Annotated in this window: 20 protein-coding genes; 6 read left to right on the top strand and 14 right to left on the bottom strand. The window is 69.5% G+C overall.

Annotated features, from left to right (window positions below):
• Positions 1–4 precede the first annotated feature (4 nt).
• The 11 genes from LCN96_RS02630 to LCN96_RS02675 form a co-directional block, all read right to left on the bottom strand.
• Positions 5–1,198, bottom strand: coding sequence for a glycosyltransferase family 4 protein (locus tag LCN96_RS02630; RefSeq protein ID WP_225270991.1), 1,194 nt, complete (start codon positions 1,196–1,198; stop codon positions 5–7).
• Positions 1,188–2,495: a nucleotide sugar dehydrogenase gene (locus LCN96_RS02635; protein ID WP_225270992.1), complete on the bottom strand. Its 1,308-nt coding sequence runs from the start codon at positions 2,493–2,495 to the stop codon at positions 1,188–1,190. Before LCN96_RS02635 ends, LCN96_RS02630 begins: the two co-directional genes overlap by 11 nt.
• A gap of 103 nt (positions 2,496–2,598) precedes the next feature.
• Positions 2,599–3,594, bottom strand: coding sequence for a GNAT family N-acetyltransferase (locus LCN96_RS02640; RefSeq protein ID WP_225270993.1), 996 nt, complete (start codon positions 3,592–3,594; stop codon positions 2,599–2,601).
• Positions 3,591–4,493, bottom strand: a complete 903-nt coding sequence (locus LCN96_RS02645) for a glycosyltransferase family 2 protein (protein WP_225270994.1) — start codon at positions 4,491–4,493, stop codon at positions 3,591–3,593. Before LCN96_RS02645 ends, LCN96_RS02640 begins: the two co-directional genes overlap by 4 nt.
• Positions 4,493–5,152, bottom strand: a complete 660-nt coding sequence (locus tag LCN96_RS02650) for a polysaccharide deacetylase family protein (RefSeq protein WP_225270995.1) — start codon at positions 5,150–5,152, stop codon at positions 4,493–4,495. Before LCN96_RS02650 ends, LCN96_RS02645 begins: the two co-directional genes overlap by 1 nt.
• Before the next feature lie 55 nt (positions 5,153–5,207).
• Positions 5,208–6,089 (bottom strand): NAD-dependent epimerase/dehydratase family protein, encoded by an 882-nt coding sequence (locus tag LCN96_RS02655; RefSeq protein ID WP_225270996.1) that lies wholly within the window; start codon positions 6,087–6,089, stop codon positions 5,208–5,210.
• A gap of 10 nt (positions 6,090–6,099) precedes the next feature.
• The gene (locus LCN96_RS02660) at positions 6,100–7,026 is read right to left on the bottom strand and encodes a hypothetical protein (protein ID WP_225270997.1); all 927 of its coding nucleotides are present in this window, start codon (positions 7,024–7,026) and stop codon (positions 6,100–6,102) included.
• 20 nt (positions 7,027–7,046) lie between these two features.
• Entirely contained in the window at positions 7,047–8,093 is a 1,047-nt protein-coding gene (locus tag LCN96_RS02665) for a 2-oxoacid:ferredoxin oxidoreductase subunit beta (RefSeq protein WP_225270998.1), read from the bottom strand.
• Complete coding sequence (locus tag LCN96_RS02670; RefSeq protein WP_225270999.1) at positions 8,086–9,930, bottom strand: 2-oxoacid:acceptor oxidoreductase subunit alpha; 1,845 nt, start codon at positions 9,928–9,930, stop codon at positions 8,086–8,088. Before LCN96_RS02670 ends, LCN96_RS02665 begins: the two co-directional genes overlap by 8 nt.
• Before the next feature lie 126 nt (positions 9,931–10,056).
• Positions 10,057–10,146 (bottom strand): putative leader peptide, encoded by a 90-nt coding sequence (locus LCN96_RS57310; RefSeq protein ID WP_311132193.1) that lies wholly within the window; start codon positions 10,144–10,146, stop codon positions 10,057–10,059.
• A 33-nt stretch (positions 10,147–10,179) separates the two neighbouring features.
• Positions 10,180–11,655 (bottom strand): polysaccharide deacetylase family protein, encoded by a 1,476-nt coding sequence (locus LCN96_RS02675; protein WP_225271000.1) that lies wholly within the window; start codon positions 11,653–11,655, stop codon positions 10,180–10,182.
• A gap of 109 nt (positions 11,656–11,764) precedes the next feature.
• Between LCN96_RS02675 and LCN96_RS02680 the strand changes: the two genes are divergently transcribed.
• Entirely contained in the window at positions 11,765–12,136 is a 372-nt protein-coding gene (locus LCN96_RS02680) for an NADH-quinone oxidoreductase subunit A (protein ID WP_225271001.1), read from the top strand.
• A gap of 284 nt (positions 12,137–12,420) precedes the next feature.
• On the opposite strand, the gene LCN96_RS02685 is transcribed toward LCN96_RS02680, so the two are convergent.
• The gene (locus tag LCN96_RS02685) at positions 12,421–12,666 is read right to left on the bottom strand and encodes a hypothetical protein (RefSeq protein ID WP_225271002.1); all 246 of its coding nucleotides are present in this window, start codon (positions 12,664–12,666) and stop codon (positions 12,421–12,423) included.
• Here LCN96_RS02685 and LCN96_RS02690 point away from each other — a divergent pair.
• The 5 genes from LCN96_RS02690 (at position 12,659) to LCN96_RS02710 (ending at position 17,366) form a co-directional block, all read left to right on the top strand.
• Positions 12,659–13,879, top strand: a complete 1,221-nt coding sequence (locus LCN96_RS02690) for a M48 family metalloprotease (RefSeq protein WP_263657432.1) — start codon at positions 12,659–12,661, stop codon at positions 13,877–13,879. The two genes, LCN96_RS02685 and LCN96_RS02690, sit on opposite strands and share 8 nt — an antisense overlap.
• 216 nt (positions 13,880–14,095) lie before the next feature.
• Positions 14,096–14,626: an NADH-quinone oxidoreductase subunit B gene (locus LCN96_RS02695; RefSeq protein ID WP_311132194.1), complete on the top strand. Its 531-nt coding sequence runs from the start codon at positions 14,096–14,098 to the stop codon at positions 14,624–14,626.
• Entirely contained in the window at positions 14,623–15,369 is a 747-nt protein-coding gene (locus LCN96_RS02700; protein WP_225271003.1) for an NADH-quinone oxidoreductase subunit C, read from the top strand. The genes LCN96_RS02695 and LCN96_RS02700 overlap by 4 nt, the downstream gene beginning before the upstream one ends.
• Positions 15,362–16,303 carry an NADH-quinone oxidoreductase subunit NuoH gene (gene nuoH, locus LCN96_RS02705; RefSeq protein ID WP_225271004.1) on the top strand — a complete coding sequence of 314 codons (942 nt, stop codon included), beginning with the start codon at positions 15,362–15,364 and terminating at the stop codon, positions 16,301–16,303. Before LCN96_RS02700 ends, nuoH begins: the two co-directional genes overlap by 8 nt.
• 406 nt (positions 16,304–16,709) lie before the next feature.
• Positions 16,710–17,366, top strand: a complete 657-nt coding sequence (locus LCN96_RS02710; protein ID WP_225271005.1) for a class I SAM-dependent methyltransferase — start codon at positions 16,710–16,712, stop codon at positions 17,364–17,366.
• On the opposite strand, the gene LCN96_RS02715 is transcribed toward LCN96_RS02710, so the two are convergent.
• The gene (locus LCN96_RS02715; RefSeq protein WP_225271006.1) at positions 17,363–18,037 is read right to left on the bottom strand and encodes a helix-turn-helix domain-containing protein; all 675 of its coding nucleotides are present in this window, start codon (positions 18,035–18,037) and stop codon (positions 17,363–17,365) included. The two genes, LCN96_RS02710 and LCN96_RS02715, sit on opposite strands and share 4 nt — an antisense overlap.
• Positions 18,038–18,516: 479 nt before the next feature.
• Complete coding sequence (locus LCN96_RS02720) at positions 18,517–19,632, bottom strand: serine/threonine-protein kinase (RefSeq protein ID WP_225271007.1); 1,116 nt, start codon at positions 19,630–19,632, stop codon at positions 18,517–18,519.
• Positions 19,633–19,638: the final 6 nt, after the last annotated feature.

Below are 19,638 nucleotides of genomic sequence, written 5' to 3' on the forward strand. Positions count from 1 at the left end.
GAGGTCATCGCCGCCTCATGGCGGCCTCGTAGGCCGCCAGGAGCGCGGTCCTGGAGTGCTCCCAGGAGAGCGGCCCCGCCACGCGCTCGCGGCCGATCTCGCCCATCCGCCGCCGCTCCTCCGGGTCGTCCAGCAGCCGCGCGATGAGCTTGGCGAACTCCGACTCGTCGTTGGCGGGCGCGTACAGCGCCGCCTCGCCCGCCGACACGCGGGCCTCGCGTAACTCGAAGGAGACGATGGGCCTGGACATGGCCATGTACTCCATGACCTTGTTCATGGTCGAGACGTCGTTGAGCGGGTTGAGCGGGTCGGGCGACAGGCACACGTCGGCCGTCGAGAGGTAACGCATGAGGTCCTCGTCCGGGATGCGGCCGGTGAACTCCACGCAGTCGCCCAGCCCCAGCTCGCGCGAGAGCGCCACCATCGCGTCGAACGTGTCGCCGCCGCCGACGAAGACCGCGTGCCAGTCCGTCCTGCCGTGCTCGTCCCGCAGCCTGGCCAGGCTGCGCAGCGCGTAGTCCACGCCGTCCTGCGGGCCCATCACGCCGAGGTAGCACAGCAGGTGCGGCTTGCCGCGCCGGGCCGACGCGTCGGGCGGCACCTGGTGGAACCGCTCGACCACGGGCGCGCTGCGCACCGTGAACACGTCCTGCGGCCGCTTGCCGCCCCTGGTCTGCGCGATCCGCCGGTAGCTCTCGTTGGTCGCGATCACGACGTCCGCCGTCCGGTACGTCAGCCGCTCCGCCAGCAGCACCCCCCGGTACAGCAGGTCCCGCCCCCGCCCGAACCGCGACAGGTACAGCTCGGGCACCAGGTCGTGCTGGTCGAAGACGAACCGCGTGCCCCGCCACCGCATGGCCAGCGCGACCAGGAAGAACAGGTCGGGCGGGTTGCAGCCGTGCACGACGTGGAAGGGGCCGAGCCGCCTGGCGATCCTGAAGGTGTGCCACAGCGCGGAGCCGTACTCCTGGACGAACCCGAGCGGGCCGCCGGTCGCGGCACGCAGCGGGTAGCGGTGGATGTGGACGCCGTCGATGACGATCTCCGCCTCGGTGTCCTGCTTCGTGCCCTTCGGGCAGATGACGTGCACCTCCCACCCGGCCTGGCGCAGGGCGGTGCTCTCCTGCCACACCCGGCGGTCGAGCGGTACGGAGAGGTTCTCGACGAGGATCAGCGCTCTGCCAGCTCTACCAGCCAATGCCTGTGTAGTCCCTTCTGCCCCGTTGGGTTTCCGCGTCCGGAAGACGGACGAGATCGACGATCGGGCGGTCGCCGGCCCGGGCCAGCGCCTCCAGCACCGCCGGGTCCTGGCACCCGACCACGCACACCTCGGCGTGCTCCAGCACCTCCTCCACCGAGTCGGCGAGCAGGTCGCCGAGGTGGGGCAGGCGCTCGGCGATGTAGGCCCTGTTGGCGCCCACCAGGCGCGACAGGGACACGTTCGCGTCGTGGATGCGCAGGTCGTAGCCCTTGCCGAGGAGCCGCTCCGCCAGCTCGACCAGCGGGCTCTCGCGCAGGTCGTCGGTGCCGGGCTTGAACGACAGGCCGAAGATGCCGATCCTGCGCCTGCCCGGCGCGGTGACCAGCTCGAAGGCGCGCTGCAGGTGGGCCTCGTTGGCCGGCAGCACGTGCGACAGCAGCGGGATCGACACGTCGGCCTTCCTGGCCGCGTAGACCAGGCCGCGCAGGTCCTTGGGCAGGCACGAGCCGCCGAAGGCGAAGCCGGGGCGCAGGTAGGCCGGGCTGATGTTCAGCTTGCGGTCGGCCAGGAAGACGTCCATGACGCGGTGGGAGTCGAGCCCGAGTGCCTGGCAGATGGCGCCGATCTCGTTGGCGAAGCCGATCTTGACCGCATGAAACGCGTTGTCCGCATATTTCGTCATCTCGGCGACGGGGATGGGCACCCGGAAGACCTCGCCGGGCAGGCCCGCGTACAGGGCGGCCACCACGTCCCCCGAGGCCGCGTCCGACTCGCCGATCACGGTCTTGGGCGGCGCGAAGAAGTCGCGCACGCTGGTGCCCTCGCGCAGGAACTCGGGGTTGACCGCCACCCCGAAGTCCACCCCCGCCCGCATGCCGGACGACAGCTCCAGGATCGGCACGAGCAGCTCGGCGCAGGTGCCGGGCAACATCGTGCTGCGGAAGACCACCACGTGCCCCGGCCGCAGCGCCCGGCCGATCTCCTCGGCCACCCGCTCCAGGTACGTGGTGGACAGGCTGCCGTTCTGCGCCGACGGGGTGCCCACGCAGACCAGGGAGACCTCGCTGGCCGCGACCGCCTCGGCGGCGTCGGTGGTGGCCCGTAACAGGCCCTCGGCGGTCGTCTTCGCGATCAGCTCGCCGATGCGCTCCTCGACGATCGTCGCCTGCCCGCTGTTGATCAGCTCGACCTTGTCGGGGTTGACGTCCACGCCGGTCACCCGGTGTCCCATCGAGGCCAGGCAGGCCGCCGAGACGCACCCCACGTAGCCGAGCCCGAAGACACTGATCCGCATAGCCGCCCTCCGCATTGGACCGTCTACCGTGGACCGTCTGTTGGAGGGCAGCGCGTGATTCCCCCCGCCTCCATCGGATATGTCGGGCAGGCGTATTGGAACGTTACCGACTTCTTCGGAAACGTCCGCTCCTGGCCAGCTCCCTGGCCCGGGCCAGGGCCGTCACGCCGGCCCGGCGCAGCGGGTTGCGCGTCACGATGCCCTGGCACACCACGCTCTCGCCGGTCTTGGCCCGCCGCTTGTACTCGTCCTCGCCCCGGCCCAGATCGATCCGGGAGATCCCCAGCTCCGGGGCGGCCTCCACCAGCCCGCGCAGCAGGATCCAGCCGGGCGACAGCCGCGCGAACTCCGGGTCGTAGACCGGGAACCACCAGTGCAGCACCCCGCCGGACCTGAGCCCGAAGTGCGCCGCCAGCAGGCGCGATCCGGCGTGCACCGTGGACAGCACGCCGCCGAAGCCGGGATCGCGCAGCTTCAGCAGGCCCTCCATCAGCCGGACCCGGCCGGGCTCGGCGAAGTAGTCCTTGGCGCCCGTCGCGGCGTACTGGGCCCGCTTCAGCTCGATCACCCGCGCCAGCGCCTCGGCGTCGTCGGAGTCGGCCTCGAAGCGCACCTCGCCGTGCTCCCGCCCGGCCTTGGCGGCCCGCCGCCTGGCCTGCCCCATGTTGTCCTTGCCGCTCTTCGACGCCCGGCCCAGGTAGCCCGCCAGCCCGCCGGTGACGTCCAGGAACGGCGACGGCCTGCGCGTGACCACCCACCGCTCGAACCCCGGCGCCTGCTCGACGAGATGGTCGAAGGCGTACCCGCCCGCGCCGTTGCCCAGCAGGTCCAGCGGCTGGAACGGGGTGCCCGCCGCCAGGATCGGCCCCTGGAAGTCCGCGCCGGGCCAGCCCACCGGCCGCAGCAGCCGCCCGTCCCTGTGGTGCGGCACGAACACGCCGTCGCCCGTCGCCACGTGCACGGTGCGCCCGCTGGCGTGCACCGCCGCCGAGAAGCCGGGATGGAAGTACGGGCTGTCCAGCGCCGGGTTGCCGGCCCGCACCGCCTCCCACTCGTCCAGCTCGCCCCTGGTGAGCGTCTCGAAGCTCCTGACGTTCATTGCGGCAACACCGTGAGCCGCCGGGAGGGCCGCAGCAACGCCGCCACGCTGGCCCGCGACGTGCGCCGCCCGGCCAGCGCCCGCACCGACTCGCCGGCGAGCACGGCCAGGTAGTACGCCGTCCCCGACAGCGGCCCGTGACGCCGCCGGTACAGGCGCACCTTGTTGACCACGAGCATGGAGGCCAGCATCGGGTTCACCCCCGAGTCACCGCCGATGTGCTCGATCACCGAGGCGGGCTCGTACCAGGTGGCGTAACCCAGGTCGGCGGCCCGCAGGCAGTAGTCGGTCTCCTCGCTGTAGAGCAGGAACGACTCGTCCCACGGCCCCACCGCGCGGATGACCTGCGGCGAGAGCAGCATGGCCGCCCCCGTCGCCCAGGCGAACACGCCGGGCTCGGCGTAGTCGCGCGGATCGGTCACCAGCTCGCCCAGCTTGCCGATGCGCCCGGCCAGCCCGCCGCCGACCACGGCCTCGACCACCGCCCGGCCCACCGTCGGCATCCGGCGCAGCGACGGCTGCAGTGTGCCGTCCGGATTGACCATGTACGGCACCGCGATGCCCCTGCCCGGCTCCCGCAAGGAGTCCAGCAGGGGAGCGATCGCCCCGGGGCGCAGCCGGCAGTCCGGGTTGAGCACGTAGACGCCGTCGAGGCGGTCCAGGTCGAGCGCGGCGATCCCGGCGTTGATCGCCGCCGCGTACCCGGCGTTCCTGCCCACCTGCACCACGGTGACGCCGGCCTTCTCCGCGATGGCGGCGGAGTCGTCCTTGGAGGCGTTGTCGGCGACCACGACCTCGGCCAGCTCCACGCCCCGCGCGCCGCCGCGCAGCGAGTCCAGGCAGCCCTGCAGCACGTCCGCGCTGTTGTAGGTGACGATGACGACCGCGGCCCTGCGCATCAACGCACCCGCTTGTACAGCCGCATGCCCAGCTTCCCCGCCCGCCGGCCGAGCGAGGGACCGGCCAGCACCCCGCCGATCCAGGAGGCGTCGAGGTCGTGCCTGAGGCTGTTGCGCGCCTGCAGCCAGGAGCCCGGCCTGGCCCTGCCGCCGTCGCTGGTGTACGCCCTGGTCACGCCGGCGCGGCGTAAACGGCGCAGCACCCGCCTGTCGTACGAGCCGAACGGGATCGCCACCCGCGACACCGGCGCGCCGGTCAGCTCGCCGAGCACCTCGTGCGCCCGCTCCAGCTCCTCGGCCGCCTGCGCCGCCGTGACCGTGCGCCAGTCGCGGTGCGCCCAGCCGTGCGAGCCGATCCGCATGCCCTTGCCGACCAGCTCCCGCACGCCGTCGGCGTCCAGCCTGCCGGGCTCGCCGAGCAGCCCGGCCAGCACGAAGAACTCCGCCTTCAGCCCGCGCTCCAGCAGCCGGGGGAGCGCGATCTCCACGTCGGAGGCGTTGCCGTCGTCGAACGTGATGCGCACGTCGGGCCGGTCGGCCACGGCGTCCACCACCCGCTCGAACTGCTCGACGGACACCCACGTCGTGTCCTCGCCCCGCTCCAGCTCCCGGGCCGTCTCTCCGATGCCGTGCACGGTCAGATTCGTCACCGCACGCATCCCGCCCCCTGATCAGAGTGCCGCCGAGAGTGTTATCGCGGCCGGGGATGGACCGTTACACGCGCTTTGAATGCCATTCGACAGTTTTTGTGAGCCCCGCCGTCAACGACGTGACGGGCCGCCAGCCCAGCACCCGCGCGGCCGGCTCGATGTCCGAGCGCTGCGTGCGGTCCAGCGGCCGGGCCGCCACGGCGCCGTACACCGGCCGCCCCGGGCCGCCGACGATCCCGGCGATCAGGTCCGCGGTGTGGCGGATGGAGACGGGCTCGGGGGTGCCGATGTCGAGCACGTGCCCGGCCGCGTCGCCGCTCGCCCCCGCCCTGACGAACGCGTCCACCACGTCCTCGACGTACACCCAGGTCACGAGCCTGGTGCCGGAGGTCAGCTCGGGCGACTCGCCGCGCAGCAGGGACGTCGTCACGTACGGGACCAGCCTGCGCGGGTTCGGCTCCTCCGGGCCGTACACCATGGCCACGCGCAGCACCGACACCGGGACCTGCCACAGGGCGTGGAACATGCGGGCGTAGCCGGTCGCGGCGGCCTTGGCCGCCGCGTACGGCGAGCCGGGCACCTCACCGTCGCGCGGCTCCTCCACCGAGCCGGCCAGCACCACACTGCGGACGCCGGTGCCGGTCACGGCCGTGAGCAGGTTCACCGCGGCGCCCAGATTGGCGGCCAGCGTCGGGGCCACTGTTCCCGGCTCGCGAACCCCGGTCACCTCGCTGGCCAGGTGGAAGACCACCTCGGGGCGGACCCGCCCGATCAGCTCGGCGGTCGCCGCGGCGTCGCTCAGGTCCGCCTGGTGCCACCGCTCCCGATCCGTGCTCCTGCGGCTGACCGCGTGCACCTCCGCGCCGAGTTCGTCCAGCCGCCGGACGAGATGAGCCCCGATGAAACCGGTCGCGCCCGTCACCAGGGCCCGCGTCCCCTGCCACATATGGCCTCTTTCAGTCGTGTTGTTCGGGTGCCGGTAGGGGATCGCCCGTGTCGTGCCAGACGTTTCCCTCCGTCGCCTGGAGCTGCGACTGAGTGCTCAGCAGGATCGGGCAGTCGTGCGCCGAGTTGCGCCCGAACCGGTTGCCCGTGACGCGCTGGCCGGTCAGCGGGCGGCCCAGCGGCGTGTGGTCGATGTTGACGACGCAGGCGCCGCCGTCGAGGTAGTTGCCCTCCACGCGCAGCTCGTCGGCCGACGACTGCACGGCCGCGTTCGGGTCCCTGGTGGTGGACAGGTCGATCGTGTTGTGCCGCAGCGTGACGCCGCTCTGCTCGGCGAAGGCCTGCACGCCGTCGTTGTGCGTGGGCTCGCCGCCCTGGTCGGGGTCGCTGGCGAACCAGCTCAGGTCGTGGATCCAGGAGTCCTGGACGAGGGTGCCGGTGTGCGCCTTGACGCCGTCCACCGTGCCGCGGAACTCCGAGCGGTAGATCCTCGTGTGGGCGGCCCAGATGCCGTCGATCGAGGGGGAGGGGTGCGTGGGGTGGAACTCCGAGTCCTCCACCACGGTGCCGCGGGCGTGCTCGGTGTCGAGCAGCGGGCGCACGTCCTGGGTGGGGCCGCCGCGGAAGACGCACTTCCTGAAGGTGACGTTCCTGGCCGTCACCACGACGAAGCCGTAGAAAACCCTGCCCTCGACGACCTCGCCGTCTTCGGCGAAGGTCTGGTCGCCGACGACCTCGGTGAGCGGGGTGCCGGGCGGCACGCCGGTCGTGTCAGCGTTCGGGAAGGTGTGAGTCGTGAAGGTCTCCTCGGCGACCTGCGGCGCGATCGTCGAGGTCGCCGCCTGCCGGCCGGCCGGGGCTCCCAGCACCTGCGCGGCGGCCACGACCAGTGCCAGGGCGGCGACCGCGGCTATGACATACCACCACGTCTTCGCCACCCCGGCATAGTCGCGAAAAATCAGCCGATGCGCCAGGTGTCGCCACCCAGCAGCAGCTCACTCAGATCGCCGGGGCCCTTCTGCGCCACGGACTCCTCAAGCTGGTCGGCCATCAGCGACTCGTACGACGGCCGGTCCACGCTGCGGAAGATCCCGATCGGCACGTGCTCGAAGGCCGGCTCGTCGAGCCTGCTGAGCGCGAACGCCACCGACGGGTCGGGGTTGTGCGCGTCGTGCACGAGGATCTGGTCCTCGCTCACGCTGTCGCGGGCCACCACCTCGACACCGCCGTTCGGGCCGCGCACGACGGCCTTCGAGGCGCTCACGATCGGCTGCCCGTGCTCCAGGCGCAGCGTGATGTCGTCGCGGACCTCAGGATCCTTGAGCTGCTCGAAGGCGTTGTCGTTGAAGATGTTGCAGTTCTGGTAGATCTCGACCAGCGACGTGCCGCGGTGGGCGGTGGCCTCGCGCAGCACCGACTGCAGGTGCTTGCGGTCGGAGTCGATGGTCCTGGCCACGAACGACGCCTCGGCGCCGATGGCCAGCGAGATCGGGTTGAACGGCTTGTCCAGCGAGCCCATCGGCGTCGACTTGGTGATCTTGCCGACCTCGGAGGTGGGCGAGTACTGGCCCTTCGTCAGCCCGTAGATCCGGTTGTTGAACAGCAGAATGTTCAGGTTGACGTTGCGGCGCAGCGCGTGGATCAGGTGGTTGCCGCCGATCGACAGCGCGTCACCGTCACCCGTGATCACCCACACGCTCAGGTCGGGCCTGCTCGCCGCCAGCCCGGTGGCGATCGCCGGCGCCCGGCCGTGGATGGAGTGGAAGCCGTAGGTGTTGAGGTAGTACGGGAAGCGCGAGGAGCACCCGATGCCGGAGACGAACACGATGTTCTCGCGCTTGAGCCCCAGCTCGGGCAGGAAGCTCTGCACCGCGGCCAGGATCGCGTAGTCACCGCAACCCGGGCACCAGCGCACCTCCTGGTCGGACTTGAAGTCCTTCAGGCCCTGCTTGACGTCGGTCTTCGGGACGAGCGACAGGCCCCTCCCGTTCACCAGCTCAGTCACTGTCGATCACGTCCTGGATGACTCCGGCCAGCTCCTCGGCCTTGAACGGGAGCCCGCGCACACGGTTGTAGCTGATGATGTCCACGAGGTACCTGGCCCGCAGCAGCAGGGCGAGCTGGCCGAGGTTGATCTCGGGCAGCAGCACCTTGTCGTAGCGCTTGAGCACCTCGCCGGTGTTGGCGGGCAGCGGGTTGAGGTGGCGCAGGTGGGCCTGCGCGACCTTGCCGCCGTTGCGCCTGATGCGCCGGACGGCCGCGGCGATCGGCCCGTACGTCGAGCCCCAGCCGAGCACCAGCACGCTCGCGTCGCCGTCGGGGTCGTCGACGTCGAGGTCGGGCACGTCGATGCCGGCGATCTTGGCAGCCCGGGTGCGGACCATCAGGTCGTGGTTGTTCGGGTCGTAGGAGATGTTGCCGGTGCCGTCGGCCTTCTCGATGCCGCCGATGCGGTGCTCCAGCCCGGCGGTGCCGGGGATGGCCCACGGGCGGGCGAGGGTCTCGGTGTCACGCTTGTACGGCAGGTACTCGCCGTCGGCGCCGTTCGGCTCGACGGTGAACTCCTGTGAGATGTCGGGCAGATCCGACACCTCCGGCAGGCGCCACGGCTCGGAGCCGTTGGCCAGGTAGCCGTCCGAGAGCAACATGACCGGAGTGCGGTACTTGATGGCGATCCTGGCCGCCTCGACCGCCGCGTCGAAGCAGTCGCTCGGCGACATCGGCGCCACGATCGGCACCGGCGACTCACCGTTGCGCCCGAACATGGCCATCAGCAGGTCGGTCTGCTCGGTCTTGGTCGGCATGCCCGTGCTGGGCCCGGCCCGCTGCACGTCCACCACGATCAGCGGCAGCTCGGTCATGACCGCCAGGCCGACCGTCTCACTCTTCAGCGCCACGCCGGGGCCGCTCGTCGTCGTCACGCCGAGCGCGCCGCCGAACGCGGCCCCGAGCGCCGCGCCGACACCCGCGATCTCGTCCTCGGCCTGGAACGTGCGAATGCCGAACCGCTTGTGCTTCGACAGCTCGTGCAGGATGTCGCTGGCCGGGGTGATCGGGTAGGAGCCGAGGAACAGCGGCAGCTTCGACTGCACGCTCGCCGCGATCAGGCCGTAGGCCAGCGCCTGGTTGCCGGAGATGTTGCGGTAGACGCCGGGTGCCAGCTGCGCCGGCTTGACCTCGTACGAGACCGAGAACGACTCGGTGGTCTCACCGTAGTTCCAGCCGGCCTGGAAGGCCGCGATGTTGGACTTGGCGATGTCCGGCTTCTTGGCGAACTTCTGCTCGAGGAACTTGATCGTGGCCTCGGTCGGCCGGTGGTAGAGCCACGACAGCAGCCCGAGGGCGAACATGTTCTTCGAGCGCTCCGCGTCCTTCTTGGACAGGTCGAAGCCCTCGAGCGCCTTGACGGTCAGCGAGGTCAACGGCACCGCGTGCACGCGCCACTCGCTCAGCGAGTCGTCCTCCAGCGGGTTGGCGGCGTAGCCGACCTTCTGCAGGTTGCGCTTGGTGAACTCGTCGGTGTTGGCGATGATGTCCGCGCCCCTGGGCAGGTCGCCCAGGTTGGCCTTGAGCGCGGCGGGGTTCATGGCCACGAGCACGTTCGGCGCGTCGCCGGGCGTGAGGATGTCGTGGTCGGCGAAGTGCAACTGGAAGCTCGACACACCGGGCAGGGTGCCTGCGGGCGCGCGGATCTCAGCGGGAAAGTTGGGGAGCGTCGACAGGTCGTTGCCGAACTCCGCCGTGCCGGCGGTGAAGCGGTCACCGGTCAGCTGCATGCCGTCGCCGGAGTCGCCGGCGAATCTGATGATCACGCGGTCGAGTTGCTGGACCTGCTTCGTCACAGCTCAGTCCTCCTCGACGCGCCTATGCGCGGTTGCTTCGGGCGCGTTCTCTGTATCCATGCTAGATCCTCGGAAGGTCACGCGTTTGCATGCCGCGCAAAGCGGGTAAACGCGGTCGGAGTTCAGTCAGGGTGAGGTGGGAGAACGACGACACAGCCCGGACGCGAGCCTGCAGAGGTCTACATGCAGGCGGGCGAACAGGACGGTTCGGGTCACGAGCGCCAACTATACGTCCCCCCAACACATGCGCTATGTCAGGGGCTGCTTGCGTGGCAGCTCGTTCCCTGACCGGTACAGGCGTCCGGCCTGCATCCCCACAGAGCCGTACAACTCAGGAACGGTCACGAAGCTGTAACCCTTCCCGCGCAACCTTTTGAGGATGTCCGGAACCGCATCCACGGTTTCCCGATGAATGTCGTGCATGAGAATGATCGCACCTGGATGAGCTTCACGCACGGCCCGGTCCGCGATGTCCTTGACCTTGGCCCCGTTCTGGTCGTCCGTATCGATGTCCCAGGTGACCAGCGACAATCCCATCTCGCGGGCGACGTTGCCCACCTGCTGGCTGACCGCCCCGTACGGCGGCCGCACGAGCTTCGGCGTCTGCCCGATGATGCCCGATACCGTGTCGCCCGTCTTGACGAGCGTGTCGGTGATCTTGCTGCTGCCCTGTTTCGACAGGTCCCGATGGGCCCACGTGTGGTTGCCGACGAGGTGGCCCTCCACGCTCATCCGCCGCACCACCGCCGGCTGCGCCGTCGCGTTGCTGCCCACGACGAAGAACGTCGCCCGCGCCCGCCCCTGCTTCAGCAGGTCGAGCAGCCTGCCCGTGTACGGCCCCGGCCCGTCGTCGAACGTCAGCGCCACGCACTTGACCTTCGCGCAGTCCACGCTGCCCGCCCGGTTGCTGACGGCGTCGGGGTCGGTCGTGGGGGTGAAGGTGGGGGTGTCCCCGCCGTGCGTCCGGTTCTCCCGCACGCTGCGCTGAGCCCGCCGTCCCAGCTCCGACAGCAGCGGCGTCACCCGCGCGGCCGGCACCGCCACCGCCACGCGGCCCAGCGAGCACGGCCCGAGCTGGCAGTCGTCGAACTCCACGACCAGGTCGCCCCGGCGGTTGAACGCCATCGAGTCGAACTTCTCGCTCCCGGCCGTCACCCCGTCGCGCTCGACCTGCCCCCCACGCTCCTTGAGCTGCTCCCTGACCAGCGCCGCGAACCGCCGCAGCGCCGCGTCCCCCGCGAGCAATCCGGTGGACCCCGTCGCCCGGCCCGTATGCGGGTCGAACCAGACCGTCCGCGTGGAGTTGGCCCAGCTCTCGCCCTGGAACTCCCCGGTACGCAGCCGCACCGCGACGGCCTCGGGGGAGGAGGCGGCCAGCTGCCAGTCCACGTTCAGCTCGGGGCGCGGGCTGACGGGCCCGCCGTCGCGGGTGCGCGCCCGAAACTCCCGCAACTGCCGCTCTGCCTGGGCGCGCAGCTCGCGGTTGAGCGCGGTGGCGCCGGCGAACTCGGGGTAGTTGATGTGCACGTACCTGCTGCCGGGGTTGTCGCCTTCGGTCAGGGTCCTGGTGGACAGGCCGATGACGGTCGCCGGGTCGACGAAGTCGATCATCGTCGGCTCCGCCGGGATCACCATGCCCCTCTCGGGGGAGGCGACGGCCAGACCGCACCCCGAGGCCGAGAGGGCCAGCAGAGCGATTCCGGAGAAGAGCCGCGATTTGTACATGCCTGTCAGGGTATGCCGCCGATCTTCCGATTTACCCCGATTTTGTGTGAAAGCTCCGGACACTTTGACCACGCTGGGTACCTCAGCGGTGGCGGGTTACCATCCCTTCATGGACGGCTACTTCGGGTCCTACGTGCTCGTCGCCGCGCTCCTCGCCGTCGGCGTCGCCATCGTGGCCGGCGCCCTCTTCGCCAACCGCCTCCTCCGCCCCAGCAGGCCCACCCCGGAGAAGCTGACCACGTACGAGTGCGGGGTCGATCCTGTGGGGGAGGGGTGGGCGCAGTCGCAGGTGCGGTACTACGTCTTCACGTACCTGTACGTCGTGTTCGCGGTGGATGCCGTGTTCCTGTTCCCGTGGGCCACCGTCTTCGATGCGCCTGGGTACGGGGTCACCACGTTGGTGGAGATGTTCGTGTTCTTGGGGTTCATCGCGTTGGGGATTCTGTACGCCTGGCGCAAGCGCGTTCTGTCCTGGACGTAGGGGGTCTTCGGGCGGGGGCGGTGGTGCGGGTGGCTATCTTGCTGTGCCATGTCCGCCTGTCCTGAGTGCCGTGGGCGTCTTGAGAGCGAGCCGTTCTATCCCGAATGGTGTGCGTCTTGTGAGTGGAATGTGGTGCCTGGTGTCTCGGGGGTTGTTGATGGGGGGCGGGGGAGGCGGTTCGCGCGGTTAGAGGGGTGGGTGGTGCGTGGGCTTCATGAGGACGTACTCCGCACCCACGCCCCCCAACGCCCCACTACCAACACCACCCCAGCCACGCCCCCTCCTCACCCCACCACCTCTGCCGCCACCACCACCTCTGCCACCGCGACATCCGCCGTCGCGACTTCCGGCACTGCAGCTTCCGCCACCCCTGTCACCGCTACGCCCGTAACATCCACCGCGACCCCCGCCGCCACGCCCACCGCCACCGCGACCCCCCGCACGACACCGCCCGTCACCACGCCGCCCGTCACCACGCCGCCCGTCACCACGCCGCCCGCCATCCTTTCCACCCCGGCCAACGTGTCCACCCCCGCCAGTCCTGGCCCAGATGCCGCCCCCGCCCACGACCTCGCCCCATCACCCGCTCACGATCCCGCCCCCGCCCACGACCTCGCCCCATCACCCGCTCACGATCCCGCCCCCGCACGCGTTCACGATCCCGCCCCCGCACCCCAACCCGCCCACGCCGCCAGCCCCAGCTCCTCCACCCGCCCAGGAACAGCCCGCGCCATCGTCTTCACCCTCGCCCTCCTGACCCACCTCCTAACCCCAGCCTTCCTCCTCCTAGGCATCTACCTCCTCACCCGCGGCGCCCTCTTCGCCATCCTCCCGGCCCTGGTAGCCCTGGACCTCGCCTGGCTCCTACGCCCCCGCCCCGCCCCGTTCCCACCTGACACCCAACCCCTCACCCGAGAAACAGCCCCACACCTGTTCGCCCTGCTCGACCGCATAGCCACCGAAACAGGCGCCCCACGCACCGACGCGGTAGCCATCAGCGGCGAGCCGAACGCCTCATCCCGCACCTACGGCTGGCGCCGACGCCCACTGATCGAGATCGGCTACCCCATGTGGCTGACCCTCACCCCACAGGAACGAGTCGCCCTCCTCGCCCACGAACTGGCCCACGCAAGCAACGGCGACAGCCGCCACGGCTTCGTCGTCGGCAGCGCACTCCACTCGCTCGCCGTCCTGACAGACGTGACCCGCTTCGACTGGAGGGAAGGCGACGGCCTGGCCCACCTCCTCGCCGAGTCCCTGCTCGCCCTCCTCGGCCTCCCCGTCCGTGCCCTCATGGCGACGATGGAGCTCCTGCTGTACCGCTCGTCCCAACGCGCCGAGTACCGCGCCGACGAACTGGGCACCCGCGTGGCAGGCATCCCAGCCATGGCCTCACTCCTGGACGCCACGACCACCAGGTTGCCGTCCGTCATCAGATTCCTGGAGACGAGCGCCCACACCACCAAGCCCGAGCACCTCTGGACGGCCCTCCGCACCGCCGTCGACGCCGTCCCCGCCTCCGAACTGGAGCGCCGCCGCCGTGCCGCCCGCTTGGAGGAACTCCGCGTCGATCGCACCCACCCGCCCACCTACCTGCGGATCGAGCACGTGAACGCGCTGCCGTACGCAGAGGCCCGCCTACTGCCCAGCGACATGCCGGCGATCGACGACGAACTCAAGGCGGTCACACTCCGCGTAGCCCAATCAATCAGAGAAAACGCCCAATCAGCCCTCTACCGCTGACATCAATCAGAGAAGACGCCCAGTCGGCCCTCTACCGCCGACCTCCATGCCACCACTAACCCTCACCTCCACGCCACCACTAACCCTCACCTCCACCCAACCCCGCCGTGACCCCCCACCCTCAACTGCACCCACCCCCACTTCAGGCCCCCTCCCTTCCTTTGCCTGACCAGTGATCCGCGCAAGAATGGCCATATGGCAGCAACGGATCTCCCGATGCCCACCGTGGGCCCGATCTCACGGTTGGCGCCCAAACCCATGCGCTTCGTCCTCAACTGGGGCCGCCGCTACTCGCTGTGGGTCTTCAACTTCGGGCTGGCCTGCTGCGCCATCGAGTTCATCGCCGCCTCGACGAGCCGCCACGACTTCATCCGCTTCGGCGTCATCCCGTTCGCGAACGGCCCGAGACAGGCCGACCTCATGATCGTCTCAGGAACGGTCACCGACAAGATGGCCCCGGCCGTGAAGCGGCTGTACGAGCAGATGCCCGACCCCAAGTACGTCATCTCGTTCGGCGCCTGCTCCAACTCCGGCGGCCCGTACTGGGACTCGTACTGCGTCACCAACGGCGTGGACCAGATCATCCCCGTCGACGTCTACGTCCCCGGCTGCCCACCCCGTCCCGAAGCCCTCCTGTACGGCATCACCAAGCTCCAGGAGAAGATCGCCGCCGAACGGCTCAGCGACCGCTACCCCGAGCCCCGCCCGCACCAGCCCCAAGCCTCGGACCAGGAGCCGCAACGGTGACCACCAACGACACCGGCGACGACCACACCCCGAGCCCAAGCGACGGCGCCGACACAGGCACCGACGACACCACCCCACCCCCGAACACCCCCGCAGCCCCCAACACTCCAACCGCCAGCGCCCAACCCGGGACAACCACCGGCACCCAACCCGGGACAACCACCGACACCCAACCCCGGTCAACCACCAGCACCCCACCCCCGACAACCGCCATCACCGAACACTTCGGCGACCGCGCCCAAATCTCCCAGTCCTTCGGCGACACCACGATCGACGTCGCCCCCACCGACTGGCTCGCCCTGCTCACCCACGTCCTCGACGCCCTGCAGTTCACCTTCTTCGACTGGCTGACCGGCGTGGACGCCCCACCGGAATCGTTCGCCATCGTCGCGCACGTCTACAACCCGGCCGCGGGCCACCGCCTGCTCCTGCGCACCCACGTACCGCGCGACAACCCGCACCTCCCCACCGCCGTCGACATCTACCGCGGCGCGAACTGGCACGAACGCGAGACGTACGAGATGTTCGGCGTGATCTTCGACGGCCACCCGAACCTCGTCCCGCTCCTCCTCCCCGACGGCTTCGAGGGTCACCCGCTCCGCAAGGATTTCATCCTGGCCGCCCGAGTCGCCAAGCCCTGGCCGGGCGCCAAGGAGCCGGGCGAGTCAGGCCACGGCGCGCCGAGCCGCCGCAAGACCCTTCCACCAGGAGTTCCAGCCGACTGGGGGCCACCCGATGCTTGAAGTGGTGCTGAGCTTCGTCGTCATCCTCGTCGTGTTCCTGGTCCTGCCCTTGATCATCGGCCAGACCGAGCACAAGGTCATGGCCCACATGCAGTCAAGGCTCGGCCCCATGTACGCGGGAGGCTTCCACGGCTGGGCGCAGCTCATCGCCGACGGGGTGAAGTTCGCACAGAAGGAGGACATCGTCCCGGCAGCGGCCGACCGCCGCATCTTCATGATCGCCCCAGGCGTGGCCCTCGTCCCGTACCTGGTCGTCCTGATCGTGATCCCCATCGACCGCGATCGCGTCGCCGTGCACCTCGACCTCGGCCTCTTCTTCGTCCTCGCCGTCATGGGCATCGGCGTCCTCGGCTCGATCATGGCCGGCTGGGCCTCGGCCAACAAGTATTCCGTCCTCGGCGGCATGCGCTCCGCCGCCCAGCTCATGTCGTACGAGCTGCCCCTGGTCCTGTCCGCCTCCTCGGTCGCCATGGCGGCGGGCACCCTGTCACTCCCCGGGATCGTCGAAGCCTGGCAGTGGTGGTGGCTCCCCTGGCAGGCGATCGGCGCCATCGTCTTCTTCCTGGCCGGCCTAGCCGAACTCCGCCGCCCCCCGTTCGACATGCCCATCGCCGAATCCGAGATCATCATGGGCCCGATGACCGAGTACACCGGCATGCGCTTCGCCCTCTTCATGCTCTCCGAATACGCCGGCATCGTCGTCCTGTCCTTCCTGACCACCGTATTGTTCCTAGGCGGCTGGCAGGGCCCGTTCCTTCCTGGCTGGTTGTGGACGCTCCTGAAGGTCTTCTTCCTGGCCTTCCTCGTCATCTGGCTCCGCGTCACGTTCCCACGCCTGCGCGAGGACCAACTCCAGAAACTGGCCTGGGCAGTCCTGGTCCCTCTCGCCCTCGCCCAACTGGCCCTCACCGGCATCGTCAAGGTCCTCACCTGACGGACCACCCCGCCACACCACCCCAGCCCTCCAACCCCGCACTTTGTACGCCCACCTGCCCACCTGCCCGCATGCCCACTCGCCCGCATGCCACCTGCCCGTACGTCCGCGTGCCCGTGCGTCCGCCCGCATGTCCGAACGCTCGACGACCAGTGCGCCCACACGCCCACATGCCAACACGCAGATCGCTCATGCATCCGAACGCGCTCACACGCTCACACGCTGACCGCCCAAGCACCCACCGCCCAAGCACCCACCGCCGGGGCGCGTCCACACGCCCGCAAACTCACGCGTCCACATGCCCAGAGAGCCACGGCATGGCCCCTCCCCCCGCGGAACCCCAACCCCACCCCACGCGAGCGATTCGTTCAAGACCGCCCAAGCCACCACAACCCACACTCTCTCCATGACCGAGAGAACCTTCACCCCCGCCTTGGGCCGCCTCTCCCTCCCCAAGCTCTACGACGCCGTGATCGCCCTAACCCGCGAACGCCTGTGGCGCAGCATGACCGCCATGCACGCAGCCCCCACCCCCAACGCCGTGATCATCGACGTCGGCTGCGGCACAGGCTCACTGGCCCTACTCCTCCACCGCATCGAGCCCACAGCCCGCGTCATAGGTGTCGACCCGGACCCGAAGATGCTCACAACCGCCCGCCAGAAATCCACAGCGGCCGGCACCGATCAGGTGGAATGGCACACCGGCATGGGCAACGCCCTGACGGACATCATCGCCCCGCAGACCGCCGACATCATCGTCTCCAGCCTCGTCTTCCACCAATGCCCAGTGCCGATGAAGCGCGCGATCCTCATCTCCATGCTCGAAACCCTCCGCCCAGGCGGCAAGCTGGTGATCGCCGACTTCGGCCTCCAACGCACCCGCCTGATGCGCCTGGCCTTCCGCATCGTGCAACTAGCGGACGGCAAGGAAGACACACAATTCAACGCCGACGGAGCCCTTCCCGATCTTATGACCGACGTCGGCTTCCACCAGGTACAAGAGCCCGACACCATCCCCACGATCAACGGCTCGATCTCGATCTACACCGCCCGCCGCCCTTAACCCCGCACAGCCCGAACCACCTCCGAAGGCGTGAGCCCCATCATCCGCCGCATCTCCCGGCTGAAGTGAGCCTGATCAGCGAAACCACCCGCGAACGCCGCCCCGCTCAGCGCCCCACCCTCACGCAACACCTCCGCCGACCGAGCCAACCGCTGCCAGATCCGCCAACGCGTGAGCGGCATCCCCAACTGCCGCCGCGCCAACGCCCGCAGGCGCGGAGAGGAAAGCCCAACCTCAGCAGCAAGATCCACCATCGACATCCCCTCCTCCGTCATCCGGCGCATCGCCAGCAGCAACCGCCCATCAAGCTCCCCAGAAGCACCCCCGACCCGAACATCCTCCTCAAGAAGCCCCGTCATCTCAGGAGCCGACCTGATGCCATCACCACAACGCACCCGCAACCGATCAGCGAACGCACTATGTGGCTCAACGAAGAAAGTCCGCACCGCCTCATTCGCCAACAACCGATGACCAACCATCGGCGCCACCACCAACGCCCCACCGCGATAAGGCATCCCGGACGCGTCCTCCACGGTCACATCACCACGAACCCCGATGACGACCTGAAAAGCAGCGTGCCGGTGAACAGCGCCCTCGGTCACAGGCCCCTGGTAAAGCGCGTACCCATCCCGAACAACGAAGTACCGCCCCACCTCTTCCACCCGCGCCATGCTTCCACAAGCATCGATCACGGACAGCTCGCCCACCCCGTTCGCCGGCGCGCCACACTGCCTCACCCGCTACACCGACCCCCTGAGAACACCCACCCATAACGCTCACCCGCAAACTGGACCGACGCCATCCACCCCCTCGTCGCGCGCACGAACCCCCTCCCTGAGCCCTCAACATCCCCAGGAACCCTTATGCCCGCCTTATTCGTCGTAGCAAAACAAGGGGCCCCTACGGGGAGACGACGAGTGAACCAACTCCGCCCAAGCGCCGGCGCCACAAAAGACAGCCACTGCCCGCAAACAACCCTGACCTCAGACAACCACCAGAACCTGACGGTCACCGACGAGGCATCAGGCGATTCCATCAACCTGACCCCCGTCCGCCTCTACCACTACAGATACGACCAGCACCCCACCTCAGGCCAGAAGCCCCCAACCCTGCAGGGCCTGGCAGCCCTGGACCCCCACACCCGTCGGGCTCAGCGGACGATCGCGAGCATCACGTCCGAGGCCGAGGGTCGTTCCTCAGGCTGTTTGTTGAGGCAGGCCTTCACGATGCCGCGTAACGCGGGAGGCAGTGGCGATAAGTCGGGATGAAACGTGAGCACCCGATGGAACACCGCAGGCACCGTGTCCTCCCCGAACGCCGGCCGCCCCGTCGCCGCGAACATCATCGTCACGGCCCAGCTGAACACGTCGGACGCCGGCCCCACCGCCGCCCCCGTCAGCTGCTCCGGCGACATGTACGGCGGCGTCCCCACCATCTTCCCCGCCGTCATCGTGACCTGATCGAGCGCCCGCGCGATGCCGAAGTCGATCACCCGTGGACCGTCATGCCCGATCAGGACGTTGCTCGGCTTGAAGTCGCGATGAACGACCCCCGCCTTGTGGATCGCCGCCAGCGCGCCCGCCGTGGACAACGCCAGCCGCGTCAGGCTGTCCTCGTCACGCGGGCCGTACTTCTTGACGAGCTGCTCCAGCGACGGCCCCTCCACGTACTCGCTGACGATGTACGCGTGCTGCCCCGTGATGTTCACATCGAGCACGCGGGCTGTGGAAAACGTCGCCACCCGCCGTGCCGCCTCCACCTCCCGCGCGAACCTCGCCCGCGCCGTCTCGTCCACCAGGTCGTGCAGCACCTTCACGGCGACCCGCACCCCGTTGGGCGCCATGGCGAGGTAGACCGACCCCTGGCCGCCACGCCCGAGCTGCTGGAGCACCCGGTAGTGGCCGACCCACTCCGGATCTCCCGGCCTGCGCTGGTGGCTGGGCGCCGTGGTGCGCTGGCGCAGGTCCACCGCATGGTACGACGGCCCCGTGAGCCGGGCGCGGGCCATGAACGGCACGAGGATGCCGGAGTGGATGACCCCGCCGATCCAGCTGGCGAAGAAGCCGACCGTGGTGACGAGGGACAGCGCTGCGGGGATCTCCTCATAGGTGTCGTACGCCATCACGGCGATCAGGAACGAGCCGATGCACACCAGATAAACGGCTGCGGCCACGCCGTGCCAGATGTTGCGCAGCCAGAAAGCCGCGATCCCGATCGTGAACGGGGTCGCCAGGCCGCACGTGAACAGGGGCAGGCAAGCCCACACGACGGC

This window comes from Nonomuraea gerenzanensis, assembly GCF_020215645.1.
GTDB lineage: Bacteria > Actinomycetota > Actinomycetes > Streptosporangiales > Streptosporangiaceae > Nonomuraea > Nonomuraea gerenzanensis.

What these genes read in the sequence shown, in the direction of transcription:
- LCN96_RS02635 (WP_225270992.1), bottom strand. Translation starts at nt 2,495, where the DNA reads ATGCGGATCAGTGTCTTCGGGCTCGGCTACGTGGGGTGCGTCTCGGCG.
- LCN96_RS02640 (WP_225270993.1), bottom strand. Translation starts at nt 3,594, where the DNA reads ATGAACGTCAGGAGCTTCGAGACGCTCACCAGGGGCGAGCTGGACGAG.
- LCN96_RS02645 (WP_225270994.1), bottom strand. Translation starts at nt 4,493, where the DNA reads ATGCGCAGGGCCGCGGTCGTCATCGTCACCTACAACAGCGCGGACGTG.
- LCN96_RS02650 (WP_225270995.1), bottom strand. Translation starts at nt 5,152, where the DNA reads ATGCGTGCGGTGACGAATCTGACCGTGCACGGCATCGGAGAGACGGCC.
- LCN96_RS02655 (WP_225270996.1), bottom strand. Translation starts at nt 6,089, where the DNA reads ATGTGGCAGGGGACGCGGGCCCTGGTGACGGGCGCGACCGGTTTCATC.
- LCN96_RS02675 (WP_225271000.1), bottom strand. Translation starts at nt 11,655, where the DNA reads ATGTACAAATCGCGGCTCTTCTCCGGAATCGCTCTGCTGGCCCTCTCG.
- LCN96_RS02680 (WP_225271001.1), top strand. Translation starts at nt 11,765, where the DNA reads ATGGACGGCTACTTCGGGTCCTACGTGCTCGTCGCCGCGCTCCTCGCC.
- LCN96_RS02695 (WP_311132194.1), top strand. Translation starts at nt 14,096, where the DNA reads ATGCCCACCGTGGGCCCGATCTCACGGTTGGCGCCCAAACCCATGCGC.
- nuoH (WP_225271004.1), top strand. Translation starts at nt 15,362, where the DNA reads ATGCTTGAAGTGGTGCTGAGCTTCGTCGTCATCCTCGTCGTGTTCCTG.
- LCN96_RS02710 (WP_225271005.1), top strand. Translation starts at nt 16,710, where the DNA reads ATGACCGAGAGAACCTTCACCCCCGCCTTGGGCCGCCTCTCCCTCCCC.
- LCN96_RS02715 (WP_225271006.1), bottom strand. Translation starts at nt 18,037, where the DNA reads ATGGCGCGGGTGGAAGAGGTGGGGCGGTACTTCGTTGTTCGGGATGGG.